15 protein-coding genes are annotated in these 18,105 nt (G+C 53.9%); 8 read left to right on the top strand and 7 right to left on the bottom strand.

Annotation, left to right across the window (positions count from 1 at the left end; genetic code table 11):
* Positions 1-2 precede the first annotated feature (2 nt).
* Positions 3-908 carry a threonine/homoserine exporter RhtA gene (gene rhtA, locus FE839_RS09380; protein ID WP_138360567.1) on the bottom strand — a complete coding sequence of 302 codons (906 nt, stop codon included), beginning with the start codon at positions 906-908 and terminating at the stop codon, positions 3-5.
* Between the two features lie 353 nt (positions 909-1,261).
* On the opposite strand from rhtA, the gene ompX reads away from it, so the two are divergent.
* Positions 1,262-1,774, top strand: a complete 513-nt coding sequence (ompX, locus tag FE839_RS09375; protein WP_138360566.1) for an outer membrane protein OmpX — start codon at positions 1,262-1,264, stop codon at positions 1,772-1,774.
* A gap of 73 nt (positions 1,775-1,847) precedes the next feature.
* Here the strand turns inward: ompX and FE839_RS09370 are convergent, their stop codons facing one another.
* Complete coding sequence (locus tag FE839_RS09370; RefSeq protein ID WP_138360565.1) at positions 1,848-3,425, bottom strand: phosphoethanolamine transferase; 1,578 nt, start codon at positions 3,423-3,425, stop codon at positions 1,848-1,850.
* Between the two features lie 266 nt (positions 3,426-3,691).
* Entirely contained in the window at positions 3,692-3,817 is a 126-nt protein-coding gene (gene mntS, locus FE839_RS09365; RefSeq protein ID WP_138360564.1) for a manganase accumulation protein MntS, read from the bottom strand.
* 183 nt (positions 3,818-4,000) lie between these two features.
* On the opposite strand from mntS, the gene mntR reads away from it, so the two are divergent.
* From mntR to FE839_RS09335, 6 genes are all read left to right on the top strand, one after another.
* Complete coding sequence (gene mntR / locus FE839_RS09360; RefSeq protein ID WP_138360563.1) at positions 4,001-4,474, top strand: manganese-binding transcriptional regulator MntR; 474 nt, start codon at positions 4,001-4,003, stop codon at positions 4,472-4,474.
* Positions 4,471-5,577: an SLC13 family permease gene (locus FE839_RS09355; RefSeq protein WP_138360562.1), complete on the top strand. Its 1,107-nt coding sequence runs from the start codon at positions 4,471-4,473 to the stop codon at positions 5,575-5,577. The genes mntR and FE839_RS09355 overlap by 4 nt, the downstream gene beginning before the upstream one ends.
* Before the next feature lie 107 nt (positions 5,578-5,684).
* On the top strand, positions 5,685-6,725 hold the full coding sequence (locus FE839_RS09350; RefSeq protein ID WP_138360561.1) for an aldo/keto reductase: 1,041 nt from the start codon (positions 5,685-5,687) through the stop codon (positions 6,723-6,725).
* Positions 6,726-6,878: 153 nt separating this feature from the next.
* Positions 6,879-8,255: a glycoside hydrolase family 1 protein gene (locus FE839_RS09345; protein WP_138360560.1), complete on the top strand. Its 1,377-nt coding sequence runs from the start codon at positions 6,879-6,881 to the stop codon at positions 8,253-8,255.
* Positions 8,256-8,482: 227 nt separating this feature from the next.
* The gene (locus FE839_RS09340) at positions 8,483-9,805 is read left to right on the top strand and encodes a PTS sugar transporter subunit IIC (RefSeq protein ID WP_138360559.1); all 1,323 of its coding nucleotides are present in this window, start codon (positions 8,483-8,485) and stop codon (positions 9,803-9,805) included.
* Between the two features lie 9 nt (positions 9,806-9,814).
* A complete protein-coding gene (locus FE839_RS09335) occupies positions 9,815-10,531 on the top strand; it encodes a GntR family transcriptional regulator (RefSeq protein ID WP_138360558.1) in 717 nt (238 codons plus the stop codon).
* Positions 10,532-10,573: 42 nt separating this feature from the next.
* Here FE839_RS09335 and ldtB read toward each other — a convergent pair whose 3' ends face one another.
* Both ldtB and FE839_RS09325 read right to left on the bottom strand, forming a co-directional pair.
* Positions 10,574-11,488, bottom strand: a complete 915-nt coding sequence (ldtB, locus tag FE839_RS09330) for a L,D-transpeptidase (RefSeq protein ID WP_138360557.1) — start codon at positions 11,486-11,488, stop codon at positions 10,574-10,576.
* 201 nt (positions 11,489-11,689) lie between these two features.
* On the bottom strand, positions 11,690-12,472 hold the full coding sequence (locus FE839_RS09325) for a tyrosine-protein phosphatase (protein ID WP_138360556.1): 783 nt from the start codon (positions 12,470-12,472) through the stop codon (positions 11,690-11,692).
* Positions 12,473-12,654: 182 nt separating this feature from the next.
* On the opposite strand from FE839_RS09325, the gene FE839_RS09320 reads away from it, so the two are divergent.
* The gene (locus tag FE839_RS09320) at positions 12,655-14,247 is read left to right on the top strand and encodes an ABC-F family ATPase (RefSeq protein WP_138360555.1); all 1,593 of its coding nucleotides are present in this window, start codon (positions 12,655-12,657) and stop codon (positions 14,245-14,247) included.
* A gap of 86 nt (positions 14,248-14,333) precedes the next feature.
* Here the strand turns inward: FE839_RS09320 and FE839_RS09315 are convergent, their stop codons facing one another.
* Together FE839_RS09315 and FE839_RS09310 are read right to left on the bottom strand one after the other, a co-directional pair.
* Entirely contained in the window at positions 14,334-16,697 is a 2,364-nt protein-coding gene (locus tag FE839_RS09315; protein WP_138360554.1) for a glycoside hydrolase family 31 protein, read from the bottom strand.
* A gap of 16 nt (positions 16,698-16,713) precedes the next feature.
* Entirely contained in the window at positions 16,714-18,015 is a 1,302-nt protein-coding gene (locus FE839_RS09310; RefSeq protein ID WP_138360553.1) for an MFS transporter, read from the bottom strand.
* Positions 18,016-18,105: the final 90 nt, after the last annotated feature.

Here is an 18,105-nt window from a genome sequence, read left to right as displayed (position 1 = left end):
TATTACAGAGGATCTCGTGGCGAGTTGATATCTACCGCCTTGATTTTTGTTTCCCGGCGCATGGTCAGCGTGGAACCCATTGAAGCAAGAATGATCGCGCCCAGCGCCAGCGTCTGGGAAGCCGTCAACGTTTCGCCAAGAAACAGCATCCCGGAAAGCGCGGCGAGAGCGGGCTCCATGCTCATCAGGGTGCCGAACGTCTTGCTGGGCAAACGGGTAAGGGCAATCATCTCCAGCGAGTAAGGAAGCGCGGTAGATAAAATAGCGATCCCGAGTCCGGGCAACAACAACGCCCACTGAAACAGCGTATCACTGGCCTGTATCATTCCCATCGGCACGAAAATGACCGCAGCGATAAGCGACCCCATCGATACCGTGGCGGGCCCGTGCCCTGCACCGGCCCGCTGTCCGGTCAGAATATAAACCGCCCAACAGGCGCCTGCGCTGAGCGCCAGCAGCGCGCCAGGCGGATCTATCTGCGTCACGTTTTGCCCCAGCGGCAGCAGGAACCACAATCCAAGCACTGCCAGAACCACCCACACAAAGTCGAGCGGGCGACGAGAGCCAAAGAGCGCCACCGCCAGCGGCCCGGTAAACTCCAGCGCCACCGCAACGCCCAGCGGGATCCGTTGAATTGACAAATAAAACAGATAGTTCATCGCTCCCAGCGCAATGCCGTACAGAAGCAGCGGCAGACGCTGTTCAGGGGCAAAGCGAAGACGCCAGGGTTTGAAGATCGTCACCAGGATTAAGGTTCCAAGCGCCAGACGTAGGGCGGTGACGCCAGGCGCACCGACGAGCGGAAACAGGGATTTGGCCAGCGATGCGCCACTCTGGATAGAGAGCATGGCGATAAAAATAGCCAGTATCGGCAACCAGGCCGGTACTTTACGAGACGAGCGGGGCATCCTTTCTCCTGTCAGATTTTGTCAAATGGAGTAAAAACCCCAGTGTAATGGAAATACCCGACGGCGGTTGAGCTAATGTTGAAAAATAAGGCGATGAAAGCAGTACAATACGAGGAATTACGAAGATAAATTGACCAAAGGATTAGGAATAATCTGGATGCATGTCCGACGTTTAGCGGGGTTTAATAGCAAAATATCCGCTAAAAAGAGTTAAATTCCAGATTGTTATCGAAACCGGGAAATCTTTAGTTACAGGAAAAAGCGCTTTAGACAATGTAAAGTGAAAAGAGTTTCCCAGAAGTTTTTGTTATATTTAAAGCTTAGGACTTATTGGAAACACATTTGAGGTGGTTATGAATAAAATTGCACGTTTTTCAGCACTGGCCGTTGTTCTGGCTGCGTCCGTAAGCACCACTGCATACGCTGCAACGTCTACCGTTACCGGTGGTTACGCGCAGAGCGATATGCAGGGTGCAGCGAATAAAGCATCGGGCTTCAACCTGAAATATCGCTACGAGCAAGACAACAACCCGCTGGGCGTTATCGGTTCCTTTACCTACACTGAAAAAGATCGTACCGAAGATGGCGTTTACAAAAAAGGCCAGTACTACGGTATCACCGCAGGTCCGGCTTACCGTCTGAATGACTGGGCAAGCATCTACGGCGTCGTGGGCGTTGGTTACGGTAAATTCCAGGATAACAGCTACCCGAATAAATCTGATATGAGCGACTACGGTTTCTCTTACGGTGCGGGCCTGCAGTTCAACCCGATCGAAAACGTTGCGCTGGACTTCTCCTATGAGCAGTCTCGCATTCGTAGCGTTGATGTTGGCACCTGGATCGCTGGCGTCGGTTACCGCTTCTAATCACCTCACATCGGTGATGAAAAAATCCGCCTCGTTGGGCGGATTTTTTTTGCCTGTTCGCGGCTGAGGCGGCTTAGTTAAGGGTAAACGCATCGGTATCCAGATGGTTATAGTCCACTTTTTGCAACTGGAAGTTGGTGATGTACGTTGGTCCGGCCTGCTGTTCGGAAATAAAACGATAGCGTGGGTTAATTTCCTCTGCGCTAATCCCGGTCCACTGTGAGAAGAAGCTGAGAAAGTCATTGGCGGAACGTCGCGCTTTAATGATCTTGTGGGATTTATCATCACTGGAGAGCACCATAAACGGCACCTGAAAGTTCTGCTGGTACTTATCATCGTGCGCCAGGTACTGCACCTTTTTTCCCCGTTCTTTAAACGCCAGACCATGATCGGAAAAATAGGTCATTGAGAAGGTTTCACCTGAGTTTTGCAACTGGTCGTAGAGTTTGCTGAGCAGCGAATCGGTTTGCGTGATGCTGAAGAGATAGCACGATGTCTCTTTCGACTGCACAAAAGCCGTGTATTTGCCTTTGGTGCGGTCGCAGGCCTGGGGGTGTGAGCCCATCAAATGCAGGACAATCAACTGCGGCTGAGGGCGACGGACGGCAAGCACCTGCGCGGTTAGCTTTAATAACTGCGTATCCTGACTATTTTTATTGGCTTCAAAATCCCCGTTTTTGAGAAACTGTACTTCGTCCGCACGTCTGGCGATACTGGCAATCGCGGTATCGTATTCGCCAATCTGCCCCTGATTGGAAAACCACCAGCTCTGAAAACCCGCGCGGTTGGCAAGGCTGACAAAGTTATTCTGATACTGCGGTTTATCATCAACGACCCGGTTGAGGGTTAAACCGAGAGATTTCTGCGTTGAGCCGCTGGCGGCGATGTAGTCATTGAACAAATAACCGTTGACTGAACTGGCGAACGGCGTGTTATCCCAGTGGCCGCCGAAAGCGCCGAGCGCATCGCGTCGCGCGCTCTCCCCGATAACCACAACATACAGATGATATTTTGGCTTTACCGCCAGCACGTGCCAGCTATCTTTCATGTTTGCCAGTCGCGCCATCCGCGCCTGTTCATCCAGCACTTCATTATTATTGACCACCACATCTTTAATGAAGCGCATGGCCGGGTAGCCGGTATCAATGACCTTAAAGACGCCGCCCCAGGCAAGATTTTGCACAGGCTGCAGGAAGAAAATACCGATACAAAACAGCAGCCCCAGGGTATCCATTTTACCCCAGCGCGTTGATATTTCCGGTTTACGGCGCACGGCAATGACCCCGAGTGCAAAGATAAACACAGCCAGCAGATAGTTGTACCACGGGAAAATGGTCAGGATCTCGGTGGACTCTTCAATATTGGTGGCATGCAGCGCCAGCAGCGTATTGAAATTCGGCGCGCCGTAGGCCTGACCAAAAGGGTAGTATATGGCCGCCAGCAGCGACCAGAAGCCGATGGCGACTTTTTGCGCGCGCGGAAAGCGTCGCCACAGCAGATGCAGGGCGCAGGTAGAGGCGACGGTATAGAGCAGGCTAAAGTCGTAGCCAAACGCCAGGTTAATCAACAGGGATTGTAAAAAGTAGAATCCTGTCCATGGATTTGGCATCAGCCCGCGAGCGGCCAGCGTTTCTTTTATTGTGACATTCATAATAAACAATCAAAAAGAGCCATGTGCATCTCCTGGCATCAGGGGGAGAAACCTGCTGGACAATGCGTGAAGAGGGTCTCTGCGAGCCGCAGTAGTGGCAGGGCTGACAAAAGATAGGTTCTGCGAATATTAAGATCAACTCTTCATAAGGGATTGTTTTGGGAGGGCGCTTACAAAACTTGAAAAAAGTCGCTGAAGTGCTGAGTAATCAGACAGTTTGACGTGACGGGATGATAAAAAATAAAGCGGCGTACCGCGACGCCGCGTTAGTTACCCGGTTTATCCTGCGGGGCTTTACCGTTGAACAGATCGCACAGCATACCGATAAGCATTAAGCGAACTTGAAAAGGAGAATGAGTAAACACGTTTAAGCACCTCTTGAATTCGTTCATAACAACCTCCTGTGAACTCGCCCTTCACTCCCTGAAGCAATGTGTGTATTACATACAGATATAGCACAGGCTATATCTTATAGCTATGGCTAAAACGTTAATTTTTTGTTCTCTGTGCGCGATCTATTACAATGGGGATCCTTTTATATGATGCTTGATGCGTCACAGGAATGAGGAAGCACAATGAACCGTCGCGCAGGTAAGCCAATAACAAAAAAAGTGACGCAGTTAGTGAATGTCGAAGAACATGTTGAGGGATTTCGCCAGGTGCGTGAGGCGCATCGTCGCGAGCTGATTGATGATTATGTCGAACTGATCTCCGATCTGATTCTGGAGGTGGGGGAAGCCCGCCAGGTGGATATGGCCGCGCGTCTTGGGGTGTCGCAGCCAACGGTTGCAAAGATGTTAAAACGTTTGGCCAGCGTCGGGCTGATCGAACAGATCCCGTGGCGGGGGATCTTTTTAACGCCGGAGGGTGAGAAGCTGGCGCAGGAGAGCCGCGAACGTCACCAGATTGTGGAAAACTTTTTACTGGTGATTGGCGTGAGCCCGGAAATTGCCCGTCGCGATGCGGAAGGGATGGAGCATCACGTTAGCGAAGAGACGCTGGAAATGTTTAAGCAATTTACCCTCAGGCAGGGGCCGCAGGGAGAATGAACCTCGCCTTTGTTCAGTCGCTGCTGCGCGACCGCTTTTTACATCTGCTGCTAATTGTCGGCATTGTTTTAAGCGTCTTTGTCCCGTTTGCTCCCGGGCGTTGGCCGCATGCCATTGACTGGCATACCATTATCACCCTCAGCGGGCTGATGCTACTGACCAAAGGCATTGAACTGAGCGGCTATTTCGATGTGCTTGGCCGTAAAATGGCGCGCCGCTTTGTGACCGAACGCCAACTGGCCATCTTTATGGTGCTGGCCGCCGCGCTGCTTTCCACCTTCTTAACCAACGATGTGGCGCTGTTTATCGTCGTGCCATTGACGTTAACGCTCAAAAAGTGGTGTGCGATTCCGACCAGTCGATTGATTATTTTCGAAGCGCTGGCAGTGAATGCCGGGTCTTTATTAACCCCTATTGGTAACCCGCAAAATATCCTGCTGTGGGGGCGCTCCGGCCTCTCATTTCCGGCTTTTATCGGTCAGATGCTGCCTCTGGCCGCGGCGATGATGATTACCCTGCTGGCGCTGTGCTGGTTCTGTTTTCCCCCTAAGCATCTCAGCTATCAGAGTCGTGACAGGGCGCCTTCATGGCAGCCGACGCTGGTCTGGAGCTGTCTGGCATTGTATCTGGCCTTTTTGGCGGCACTAGAGATCAAGCAGGAACTGTGGGGGCTGGCAATCGTTGCGCTGGGGTTTCTGCTGCTGGCGCGGGCGGTGATTATCCACGTTGACTGGACGCTGCTGCTGGTCTTTATAGTGATGTTTATTGATGTGCACCTGCTGATCCAACTCCCGGTTTTACAGCATACGCTCAATGGCGTTGCGCAACTTCCGACAGGCGGATTGTGGCTGACGACGATTGGCCTGTCGCAGTTTATCAGCAATGTCCCGGCCACCATTTTGCTGCTTCACTATGTTCCCCCGTCGGTACTGCTGGCGTGGGCGGTTAACGTGGGCGGCTTTGGCTTGCTGCCCGGTTCGCTGGCGAATCTGATCGCGCTGCGAATGGCGGGCGATCGCCGTATCTGGTGGCGTTTCCATCTCTACTCTGTACCGATGCTGCTGTGGGCGGCGCTGGTGGGGTATGCTCTGCTGCAGATTTGATTTTCAGAGAATTGGGCAAGAAACAGACAGAAACGCCCCATTCGCGTACTCCGACTCAGGGGTATAACTCTCTTCTGAGGTTAACCATCCTGATTAAGGAGAGTCCTATGCGTTATCAAAAACTGGGCCACACCGGCCTTTTTGTCTCAGAACTGTGCCTGGGGACGATGACCTTCGGGGGGGAAGGTGGTCTGTGGGGGAAAGTGGGCCAGTTGCGTCAGGCGGAAGCAGAGCAACTGGTGGGCAGCGCGCTGGATGCGGGCATTAACTTTATCGACACCGCTAACATCTATTCGGAAGGGCGTTCGGAAGAGATTACCGGCCAGGCGCTGAAAAACCTGAAAGTGCCGCGTGAAAATGTAGTCGTGGCGACCAAAGTCTTTGGCGAAACCGGGACTGCGGGTGTCAATTCGCGCGGCAGTTCGCGCTATCACATTATCGGCAGCGTGAAAGAGAGCCTGCGTCGCCTGCAGCTCGACCATATCGATCTTTACCAGTTGCACGGTTTTGATCCGGCGACGCCCATTGAAGAGACGCTGTATGCGCTGGATAGTCTGGTGCAGCAGGGGCATGTCCGCTATATCGGCGTGTCTAACTGGGCGGCCTGGCAGATCGTTAAAGCTCTGGGGATTTCCGAACGCCTGGGGCTGGCGCGCTTTGCTTCTTTACAGGCTTACTACACCATTGCCGGACGCGATCTTGAGCGCGAGCTGGCGCCGATGATGCAGAGCGAAGGGCTGGGCCTGATGGTCTGGAGCCCGCTGGCGGGAGGACTGCTCAGCGGGAAGTACGATCGTAACGGGCAGTCGGCAAGCGGCGGTCGTCGTCAGGAATTTGATTTCCCGCCGGTGAATAAAGATCGCGCTTTTGATTGTATCGATGTGATGCGTGACATCGCCGCCGCTAAAGGCGTTTCGGTCGCGCAAATTGCGCTGACCTGGCTGCTGCATCAGCCGGTGGTAAGTAGCGTGATTATTGGCGCGAAGCGTGCGGAGCAACTGGCCGATAACCTTGCGGCGACCACCATTGCGTTGAGTGATGCCGAGCTGGAGCAACTGGACAAGGTTAGCGCGCTGCCGCGAGAGTATCCGGGCTGGATGCTGGAGCGCCAGGGGGAATACCGCCGCAATCAGCTCGCACAACAGTAATCTTCTCTCCGCAAGCCGGATCGTGAATATCGCGATCCGGCTTTTTTTATCTATTGTGCTCACAAAAATCGAACGCAGATTTTGCGTTGCGATCGTTTCTCACCTATATGACTAGTCATTAAATTAAAATGACTAGTCATATAGGTGAGGGTGATGAAGAAAACACTGCCGGCCGATTTTTTATGGGGCAATTCAGTTTCCAGTATGCAAACCGAAGGGGCGTGGAACGAGGGCGGTAAGGGGATGTCGGTCTACGATATCCGCCCGCCTGCAGAGTTTGCTTCCGACTGGAAGGTGGCCACCGACGCTTATCACCGTTACCGGGAAGATTTCGACCTTATGCAGGATTTGGGCATGAACTGCTATCGCTTTCAGATTTCCTGGAGCCGCGTCTGCCCGCAAGGTGATGGTGAGTTCAATGACGAAGGGATCGCCTTTTATCACCAGTTTATTGATGCGCTGATCGCCCGCGATATTGAGCCGATGATCTGCCTGTATCACTTCGATATGCCGCTGTCGCTGGCGGAACGCGACAACGGTTTCACCGATCGCCGCGTGATGGACGCTTTTATTCGCTACGGGAAGAAGATGATCGACTGCTTTGGCGACAAGGTGAAGTGGTGGCTGACCTTCAATGAGCAGAATCTTTATCATATGCCGGACGCGTTTCAGATCTCAGGCTATATGCGGGGAGAGAAAACGCTCCGCGAGCTGTATCAGATCCAGCATCACGTGATGATGGCCCATGTTCATCTGACGCAATACCTGCATCAGGCTAAGCCACAGTGTCTGATGGGGGGGATGCTGGCCCATGCGCTGGTCTATCCGGCGACCTGCAAACCGCGCGATATGTTTTGCGCCCAACAACTGGATGAATTCTTCAATCAGAATCTGCTGCGGGCTTACGCTGGAGAGGGCTACAGTCCGGAGGTGATGCATTTTGTCGCCCGACAAGGTTTTGATGATATCTACCGTGAGGAGGATCTGGCGCTGATGGCGACGATAAAAGTCGACTATCTGGCTTTTAGTTACTACGCCAGCAAGGTTCTCGATAGCGATCTCATTCCGCCGGACACGCCGGTGAACGATTACATGCGATTTGGCAATAAAAAGAATGCGTATCTGAAGGCCACCGAGTGGGACTGGCAGATCGACCCGCTGGGCTTCAGGACCATTATTACCCGCTACTACAACGACTGGCGACTGCCGGTGTTCCCGATTGAAAACGGCATCGGAGTTATTGAGTCCTGGGATGGCGAAAACCAAATTGCTGACGATTACCGCATCGCCTATCACCGCGATCATCTCAACGCCATGAAAGCGGCGATTTTTGAAGATGGCGCGCAGGTGATCGGCTATCTCGGCTGGGGGCTTATCGACATTCTCAGCTCGCAGGGCGATATGCGTAAACGCTATGGCGTGGTTTACGTCAACCGCGAAAACCATGATTTAAAAGACCTTAAACGGGTACCAAAGAAAAGCTACGCGTGGCTGAAACGGGTGATTCACAGCAACGGCGAAGAGATGTAGCGGCGCAGTCCGCGCCAGGTTATCCCCGTCATATTTCAGGCAGCAGGGGCGTTTATCCATCGTCCTCATCCCGGGGGCTGAAAACAGCGATAAATCTGTTTTCGGCAGACTTATTGCCCCGGTGGTTGGATTTTCGCTAAGCGAGCAGGGATGCATTCGCTGAATCCCTGTCTGCAAACTGAATTATTCAGGGGAGTACGGGTAAGTGATAAAGAGGATTCTGCAAAATGTCTGATAATACAACGTCCAGTATGCAGTCTTTGACCGATCGCTTTGTTGAGTTTTCCGCGCGGATCGCAAATCAGGTACATTTGCGTTCACTGCGCGATGCATTTGCCGGCGTCATGCCCATTTTCATTCTGGCCGGGCTGGCGGTGCTGGTGAATAATGTGGTATTTCCCTGGCTATTACAGGGCGACACGCTGGCGCACTTTAAAGTATGGGGCGAGGCGATTATCAACGGGACCCTGAATATTGCCGCGCTGCTGATTGCGCCGATGATTGCGTGGGCGCTGGCGCGCAACAAAAATTTCGCTAATCCGGTTTCGACTGTCGTCATTTCCCTATGCAGTTTTATTATTATGATGCCCATTCAGGTGGAACTGGTGCCCGTCGGCGGGAAAACGACGGTAAGCCTGACCTCGGTGCTGACCTTCGCCAACATTGGTTCCACCGGGATCTTCGCGGGCGTGCTTATTGGCCTGCTGGCGACTGAAATCTTTATGCGGATCGCCAGTATCAAGCGTCTGACAATCAATCTTGGAGAGAACGTTCCGCCGGCGGTGGGGCAATCGTTCTCCTCGCTGATCCCGGCCATTCTGACGCTGTCGCTGTTCGCGGTGCTTGCCGCCCTGCTGAATAACCTGCTGCATACCGATCTGATTCATCTGATTACCACACTTATCCAGCAGCCGTTGCGGCTGATTAATACCAGTCTGCCGGGAACCCTTTTTATCTACAGTTTTGGCAACTTCTTGTTTACGCTGGGTATTCATCAGACTGTGGTGAACGGGGTGGTGCTGGAGCCGTTCCTGCTGATTAATACCAATGAGAATATGCTGGCCTACGCCAGCGGCCAGCCGATCCCGCACATTATTAATAATATCTTTGTGCCGACCTTCGGCATGATTGGCGGCACCGGCAGCACCGTTTCCTTGCTGATCGCTATTTTTCTCTTTTCGCGTCAGCGGGCCTCGAAGCAGGTGGCGCGTCTTGCCATTACGCCCGGGCTGTTTAATATCAACGAGCCGGTGATTTTCGGTTTGCCGATCGTGTTTAACGTGCCGCTGATGATCCCGTTTGTGCTGCTACCCGCCATCGGCATCTATTTCGCCTGGCTTTGCACCACGCTGGGACTCATGTCGCGCTGCGTGGTCATGATCCCGTGGACCACGCCGCCGATACTCAGCGCCTGGCTGGCGACGGCGGGAGACTGGCGGGCGGTCGTGGTACAGTTGATCATCATCATCTTTGGTGTATTCTTCTACCTGCCTTTCCTCAAGGTTGCTGAGCGAGTGGCCTTAAAAAACAACGGGATAAACAAACAATAAGGAACGGTAATGGCGGCAAAGTATCTTTTGATTGCGCGGGAAATTAAAAAGCGAATTATCAGTCAGCAGTATCCCGCCAGCGCGCCATTACCGGATCAGTTCGCGTTAGCAGCGGAGTTCAGTACCAGCCGAATGACGATCCAGCAGGCGATGCGCCAGCTTATCGTTGAAGGGCTAATTTATACCCGTAAGGGGCAGGGCACGTTCGTGCGCAAAAATTTCCTGCAGCTTTCGCAGTGGGATTTGCCCGGTAGCGACTATTTTGGCGCGACCAAAACCTGGGAACACCTGGGCGAAGTGGCAAGCCGGGTGATTCGTTTTGAGCTGCGCTTTCCGACAGAAAAAGAGCAAAGTTCGCTGCTGATTGACGCTGATGCGCCAGTCTATGATTTTGTTCGCCTGCGGCTGCTTAATGATGAACCCGTGTCGCTGGATCTGACCGTGATGCCCGTGGCGCTGGTTCCCGGCCTGAATAAAACGCATCTGGAAAGCTCGGTGTTTCGCTACGTGCGGGAGACGCTGGGGCTAAAAATAATGGGTTCATATCGTGTGGTTCGGGCGATGAAACCGCAAGAACTGGATAGAGAATACCTCAACTGCGAGCCCGGCGATCCGGTACTGGAAGTGGAACAGGTCGTCTATCTGGAGGACGGTACGCCGCTGGAGTATGCCCATTGCCACTATCGCTACGATCACGGCGGCATTATTCTGGTCAATAACGGATAAAAAAAGGGCGGGCCCTGGCCCGCCGCTGTGCATTATGTGCCGTTAGTTCAGGCGCACCGGCATGCCGGAACGGTTGTGAATGGCCTGTTCCAGCACGCTCTGGTCAACATCACTCTGACCCGTTACCGCCTGTACCGCCTTGCTCAGGGTAATTGGCACGATTTCATTGCCCTGGAACTGCTCTTCGGTAGTAGACAGCGGGTTGTGCACTTCAATGAAACGGCTGCCGTCAGGCTCGGTGGTGGCTTTCACCGGCTCATCGATAAACTCAACGCGTGTGCCGACCGGCACGTTTTCAAACAGGAATTTGATGTCGTCGTTACGCAGACGCACGCAGCCGTGGCTGACGCGCAGGCCGATACCGAAGTTGGCGTTGGTGCCATGAATGGCGTACAGGCGGCCAATATAGAGCGCATACAGCCCCATCGGATTGTCAGGGCCGGCCGGGACAACGGCTGGCAGCGGTTCGCCTGCGGCAATATATTCCGCGTGCATTTTCGCGGTAGGGGTCCAGGTCGGGCCTGCTTTTTTGCGCTCAACTTTGGTGACCCAGTTGATCGGCGTGTCTTTACCTAACTGGCCGATACCGATAGGCAGCACGATGACGGTGTTGGTGCCTTTCGGATAGTAGTAGAGGCGCATTTCCGCGCTGTTGATAACAATCCCTTCATGAACGGTGTCCGGCAGGATCAGCTGCTGCGGGATATTCAGCACGGTACCGCCTTTCGGCAGAAAGGTATCCACGCCAGGGTTGGCCTCCAGCATGTTGGACAAACCCATCTGGTATTCAGCGGCAAAATATTCCAGCGGCTGCTTGTTATCTTCCGGAACGGTAATGACCTGATTCTGGCCAATCAGACGGCTGCCGTCAGTAGGCAGTGGATAGGTTACAGCAGAAGCTGTGTTGCAAAAGCCCACGATTGCGAAGGCTGCCGCGATGAGAGTTGATAATTTCATATGCTTTATGTCGTGGGCGATGTTAATGCCACACTGGCCTTTGTCAGTTTAAACAGGAAGTCGATGGGAGCGCATTATATGTGCATTCTGGCAAACAGGTAAATGAGATGTGTACGAAATCACATTTTTTTCCTGCTGCTATGCATGCCATGTGCGGTTACTGACCATCAGGACAATTGCCGGTGTGAAAACGGGAGGGGGTTACCCCTCCAGAAGCCGCGACTGAAGGGCTTCGCGCGCCGACGGCGTGAGCTGATACTCTTGCTCAAGCCAGGCGTCAATACTTGCGTAGCGTTCATCAATCTGGGCGAGAGCCGCGGTAAGATATGACTCATGAACCGTCATGATTTCCGCCAGGGTCTGCCGTCCGCGGGCGGTCAATGCGTCGCCGAGCGATTCGAGCATGAATTCTTCAACCTGCATCAGCATGCCCTGGGTGAGCAGGTATTCCTCCATCACCGTATGTCGATCGCAGCCGAGCGCCAACAGCGTCAGCGCACAGCCAATGCCGGTACGGTCTTTACCCACCGCACAATGCTGTAACAGCGCGCCGTCGAATGGCTCCATCAGCCATTTGACCAACTGGCGGTAGGCAGGGTTGTTGAACGGCAACTGACGATACAGCTCCAGCATAAACTGTTGACCGTCAACGGCATTAAGCGTCGCGGCGTTAAACTCGGTCACTTTTGCGTTGACGTGGTGAACGAGTGGGTTAGCGGGAGCATTAAGGTAGTGAGCCAGTTCGTTTAGCTTGTCGGGACTGCGCCTGACTTCTCCCGGGTCGCGATAATCAATCACCCGGCTAAGGGGGATTGCGTCGAGATGGCTTAAGTCATCGGCGGTCATCATATGCAGCGAGCCGGAGCGGAACAGTTTACCTGAGCGCACGCGGCGGCCATCGGCGGTACGCTGGCCGCCCAGATCGCGAAAGTTGATACCGCCCTGTAGCGATAAGAAAGCCGGATGGCTGGAGAGTCTTTTCATAGGTTCCTTCCATGTTTAAGTAGAAAAATCACGCAGTAATAAACAGTGTAACCGCGCAATATGACACTGACCCTAACACAAGCCACATTGATGATTTTATAACGGCCCGTGAAAAGTGAAGCATTTGCTGGCATAATGTCTGGTTTATCACACTTCTCATTCTCATTTGTCAGGATAACCCCGTGCTAGTATCCAGTAACGTCACCATGCAGTTCGGCAGTAAGCCGCTGTTCGAAAATATTTCCGTCAAATTTGGCGGCGGCAACCGCTACGGCTTGATTGGTGCCAACGGTAGCGGTAAGTCCACCTTTATGAAGATCCTCGGCGGCGATCTGGAGCCAACGCTGGGCAACGTTTCCCTCGACCCTAACGAGCGTATCGGTAAACTGCGTCAGGATCAGTTTGCCTTTGAAGAATTCAGCGTGCTGGATACGGTCATTATGGGCCATGCTGAACTGTGGCAAGTAAAGCAGGAGCGCGATCGCATCTACTCTCTGGCAGAGATGAGCGAAGAGGATGGCTATAAAGTCGCCGATCTCGAAGTGCAGTATGGCGAGATGGACGGTTATTCCGCCGAAGCGCGCGCTGGTGAACTGCTGCTCGGCGTCGGTATTCCGATCGAACAGCATTATGGCCCAATGAGCGAAGTTGCCCCCGGCTGGAAGCTGCGTGTGTTGCTGGCTCAGGCGTTGTTCTCCAACCCGGATATTCTGCTGCTTGATGAACCGACGAACAACCTGGATATCGATACTATTCGCTGGCTGGAGCAGGTGCTGAACGAACGTGACAGCACCATGATCATCATTTCGCACGACCGTCACTTCCTGAATATGGTCTGCACCCATATGGCGGATCTCGATTACGGCGAACTGCGTGTCTATCCGGGCAATTATGACGAGTACATGACCGCAGCGACGCAGGCCCGTGAGCGTCTGCTGGCTGATAACGCCAAGAAAAAGGCGCAAATTGCTGAACTGCAATCCTTCGTTAGCCGCTTTAGCGCCAATGCCTCTAAATCTCGCCAGGCCACCTCCCGCGCTCGCCAGATTGACAAAATCAAACTTGATGAGGTGAAGGCCTCCAGCCGGCAGAACCCGTTCATCCGTTTCGAGCAGGATAAAAAGCTGTTCCGTAACGCACTGGAAGTGGAAGCGCTGGCGAAAGGCTTTGATAACGGTCCATTGTTTAAAGGCGTCAATCTGCTGCTGGAAGTGGGTGAAAAGCTGGCGGTCCTCGGTACCAACGGCGTGGGTAAATCGACGCTGCTGAAAACCCTGGTGGGCGATCTGGCGCCGGATAACGGCACCGTGAAATGGTCAGAAAATGCGCGCATTGGCTATTACGCGCAGGATCATGAATATGAATTTGAAAATGACCTGACGGTGTTTGACTGGATGAGCCAGTGGAAACAGGAAGGTGACGACGAGCAGGCGGTGCGCAGCATTCTTGGTCGTCTGCTGTTTAGCCAGGACGATATCAAGAAGCCCGCAAAAGTGCTCTCCGGTGGTGAAAAGGGCCGTATGCTGTTCGGTAAACTAATGATGCAGAAACCGAATATTCTGGTGATGGACGAACCGACCAACCACCTGGATATGGAATCGATCGAATCGCTGAACATGGCGCTTGAGATGTATCAGGGCACGCTGATCTTCGTCTCCCATGACCGCGAATTCGTCAGCTCGCTGGCGACCCGGGTGATAGAAATTACGCCTGAGCGCGTGGTGGACTTCAGCGGCAACTACGAAGATTATCTGCGTAGTAAAGGGATCGAGTAACACGCTGATGCCCGGCGGCGCTACGCTCACCGGGCCTGCGCTACAGTTTGTAGGCCGGGTAAGGCGAAGCCGCCACCCGGCAATTTTCAGAGCACCCACTCACTCCCTTCAACGCCATTCACCCGCAGCGTGCGTTTTTCCCCCGCCGGTAACGATACCTTCAGCGCGTTCCACGCCGGACGATAATCACCGCGTGCGTTGATTTTCAGGTTGATGGTGGAACCGTCACACGCCATCTCCCACTCCACCCACAAGGCATTGCCCGTCTGATAACCCCAGCTTTCGCCATCGTCTTCAAACAGCAGACCGGATGTTGTCCCCACGCCTTTGACCGGGAACAGTTTCAGTTCGCGGGTATCGTCGTGCTCAGCGCTGACATGAGCGATCCGTTCGCTCAGCGGCACACCTGCGCCAGCGCGTACCAGCAGCGGCAGTTTTTCCAGCGGCGCGCTCAGGGTGATCCACTGACCGCCAGAAAACCATTCGTGGCTATCGAAATCGTACCAGCCGGTTTCGTTATCCGGCAGCCAGACGCGGCGTTCACGTTGACCGGGCTCCACCACGCTCGCCACCAGAATATCGCGGCCAAGCAGGAAGTCGTCGCACTCTGCGAAGGTTTGCGCGTCGTGTTCGTGGTCGAGGAAAGTGGGGCGCAGCATCGGCTCGTCGTCGGCGTGCGCCTGCCACAGCAGCGTGTAGAGGTACGGCAGCAGACGATAGCGCAGCTCAATCGCGCTACGAATCGCCGACGTCACGCCTGGGTACATCCACGGCTCATTCACCGTATGATCGTCATTCCACGAGTGAATGGTGAACCGTGGATGCATGACGCCGTTCTGTACCCAGCGCACGAACAGTTCCGGATCCGGCTTTTCGCCAGAGAAACCGCCGACATCGTGGCCGATATTAAATAGCCCGGAGAGACTCATTCCCAGTCCCATACGGATGTTGTAGCGCAGAGTGTCCCAGTTGGTACGGTTATCGCCGCTCCAGGTCTGAACGTAGCGCTGCATCCCGGCGCAACCGGAACGAGAGATAAGATACGGGCGTTTGTGCGGCGCAAAGCGCTGCTGAGCTTCCTGCGAAGCGCGCATCATGAGCAGCGGCATGACCGGGCGAATATGTTTGATGGCGATCTCCTGCCCAAATCCGTGACAACGGGCTTCGCCGTCCCACACTTCATACTCGTTATTATCGTTCCAGGTGGCGTCGATCCCCATCTTCAGCAACTGCGTGGTGACGCCTTCCTGCCACCAGGCGACGGTTTGCGGATTGGTGAAATCAAGGTTAGAGCCTTCGTCATCCCAGAAACTTGAACGTTCCGGCGCGTCGGTTTCCGAATCACGGATAAATAACCCTCTTTCCGCGACTTCGTTGTAGCGTGGGTGATCCTGCAACAGACACGGTTTAATGTTTGCCGCAAGCCGCAACCCCGCATCGTGGAATGCCTGGCTCATTACCTTCGGCTGCGGCACCTTGTCATAGTTCCAGTTAAAGACGTACCGTTTGCCGTTAATTGAGGTATAGCCGGATGAGAGCTGGAACGAGTCGCATGGAATGGCGTGTTCATTGCACAGACGGATAAAGTTCATCAGCTGGTTTTGCGCATCCGGCGCGTCGGTGTAATGCATGGTTGAGCCGCTGTAACCCAGGCTCCACTTCGGCCCGAACAGCGTTTTCCCCGTCAGGCGCACAAAGGCTTTGGTGACATCCAGCACGCGCTTGCCGGTAAAGATGTAGTAATCGATGTCGCCTGCTTCCGCTTGCCAGCGGCGATAGGCGGTATGATAGTTGTCGATTTCGTTCCCGAGATCCAGCCAGCAGTTGCTCAGGTTATCGTAAAACAGACCGTAGCTAATATCGCTGCGCTGAGCGATGGTAAATGGAATATGTTTGTACAGCGGGTCGGTGCTCACCGCGTTATAACCCATGGCATCAAGGTTACGCATCTCATAGCGTTTGCCGGTACGTTGCAAATTGCCAGCCTTCTCACCAAGACCATAGAAGCGTTCATCTTTACGGCGGCTAAGGTAGTGGGCAACGCCGTCGCCGTGCGCATTCGCCAGATAGGCGCTGGTAGGGCGGTCATTAACGAGCGGCTGCCACTCGCCGACTTCATCGCGGTAGCACCATTCCAGCCACAGCGGCTGGTGGACGGTGACGCGCAGATGCTCGGTGGCGATGCTCAGCATGCCGTCGCGCTCTGTTAGCTGCCAGGCGGGAAGGCTAAAGCCGCTCAAATCCTCGCGCGGGCGTCCTTCCCACGGCACATCCTGCTGTGGGGCGATACTCCAGGTACGATCCAGCGCCAACTGACCGTGCCGCTTCAGCAACACGCGGAACATATTCTCTTCCAGGACATACAGGCACAGGATGTGCTGGCCATCGACGGTCAACTCAACGTGGTGATCCAGTTGTTGGCGTAAGGTCCAGTTTTTCAACGTCTTCATTTTTACATCCACTCTCTCAGGCGCGCTTTGCGCGACGTTCAGCAATAAATGCCACCAGGAATACCGCGCCGATCAGGTCAAAGAATCCCATGGCGATAAATAGTGGGTTGAAGCCGATTTTGTCGGCGGTGACTCCGATTAACAGCGAGAACAGAAAGCTGGCGATCCATGCGGCGGATCCGCGCATACCGTTAACAGTCGCCATCTGTCCTTTATCGAAAGACTCCACCACCAGCGCGCTAAGCATGCAGGAAATGATCTGGTGGCCGAAACCGCCTATCGAAATCAGCACGATGGTGATATACGGATCGCGGGTAATCGCAACGGTGGCGAGCGAAATCATCAGAAAGGCGCCGGTGACGGAACTGGCGATCACTGAATTCACCCGCGAGCAGCCGAACCAGCGGGTATAAAGTTTGGTCAGATAGCCGCTGGCGACGCTACCGAGGTCGGCTGCCAGAAACGGTAGCCAGGCAAACATGGCGATTTGCTTTAAATCCATACCGTGCTCTTTCGCCAGATAGAGCGGTACCCAGAAACTCAATACCGCCCAGGCGGGTTCAGCCATAAAGGCCGGAATAGCGATACCGTAGAAGCGTTTGTTTTTCGATACGGTTTTTAGCGCGGTAAAAAAGGGCTGTTTGAGCGGTGGCGCTTCATTGTCTTGCTTTATCAGCGCCAGTTCAGATTTGCCCAGATTCGGATGTTTTTCTGGATTATGATAGAACGCCCACCAGAGCACGACCCATAATAGCGCCAGCGCGCCGGTGAACATGAATGCGCCCTGCCAGCCGAATGAGGCGTGCGCGAAATAGATTATCGGCGGTGCCAGCATTGCGCCGATAGAAAAACCGACCCCTGCCCAGCCCGCGGCGATAGGGCGCTCGGATTTTGGAAACCACTCACCCAGGGTTTTGGCATTCGCTGGTGTCGCCGCCGCTTCAGCGCCGCCCATAAAAAAGCGCAGGATCGCCAGGTGCAACCAGCTTCCGGCGCCAGCATGGGCAATACAGGCGATAGCCCACAGCGTGGCGCAAATCATAAAGCCGAGCTTGAGGCCAATGACATCGATAAGCCAACCACAGAGCGGCTGGAAAAGGGTATAGGCGAGTTGAAACGCGCCGACTATCCATGAGTATTGTTCGGTAGAAATGCCCAGAGAGGTTTTTAATTCCGGGGCGATAATCCCCAGTGAATTGCGTGTGATGTAATTGACGGTGACGCCCAGCAAAAACAACACAAGCATCCACCAGCGCAGATTCTTTACTATGCGGCGCGATTTACTGACCGCCATATCATTATTGAGGCCTTGGCTCATAGAACTCTCCACGAGACATGTAGTAGGGAAAATTGACCAACCCATTTCCTGAGTTGTCGCTAAAATTTTGTATTTCATTGTTTGATAAGG

The sequence above is a fragment of the Klebsiella indica genome (assembly GCF_005860775.1).
Lineage (GTDB): Bacteria > Pseudomonadota > Gammaproteobacteria > Enterobacterales > Enterobacteriaceae > Klebsiella > Klebsiella indica.
Note: the sequence above shows the minus strand (reverse complement) of the source record. Positions and strands in the feature narration are given on the sequence as shown.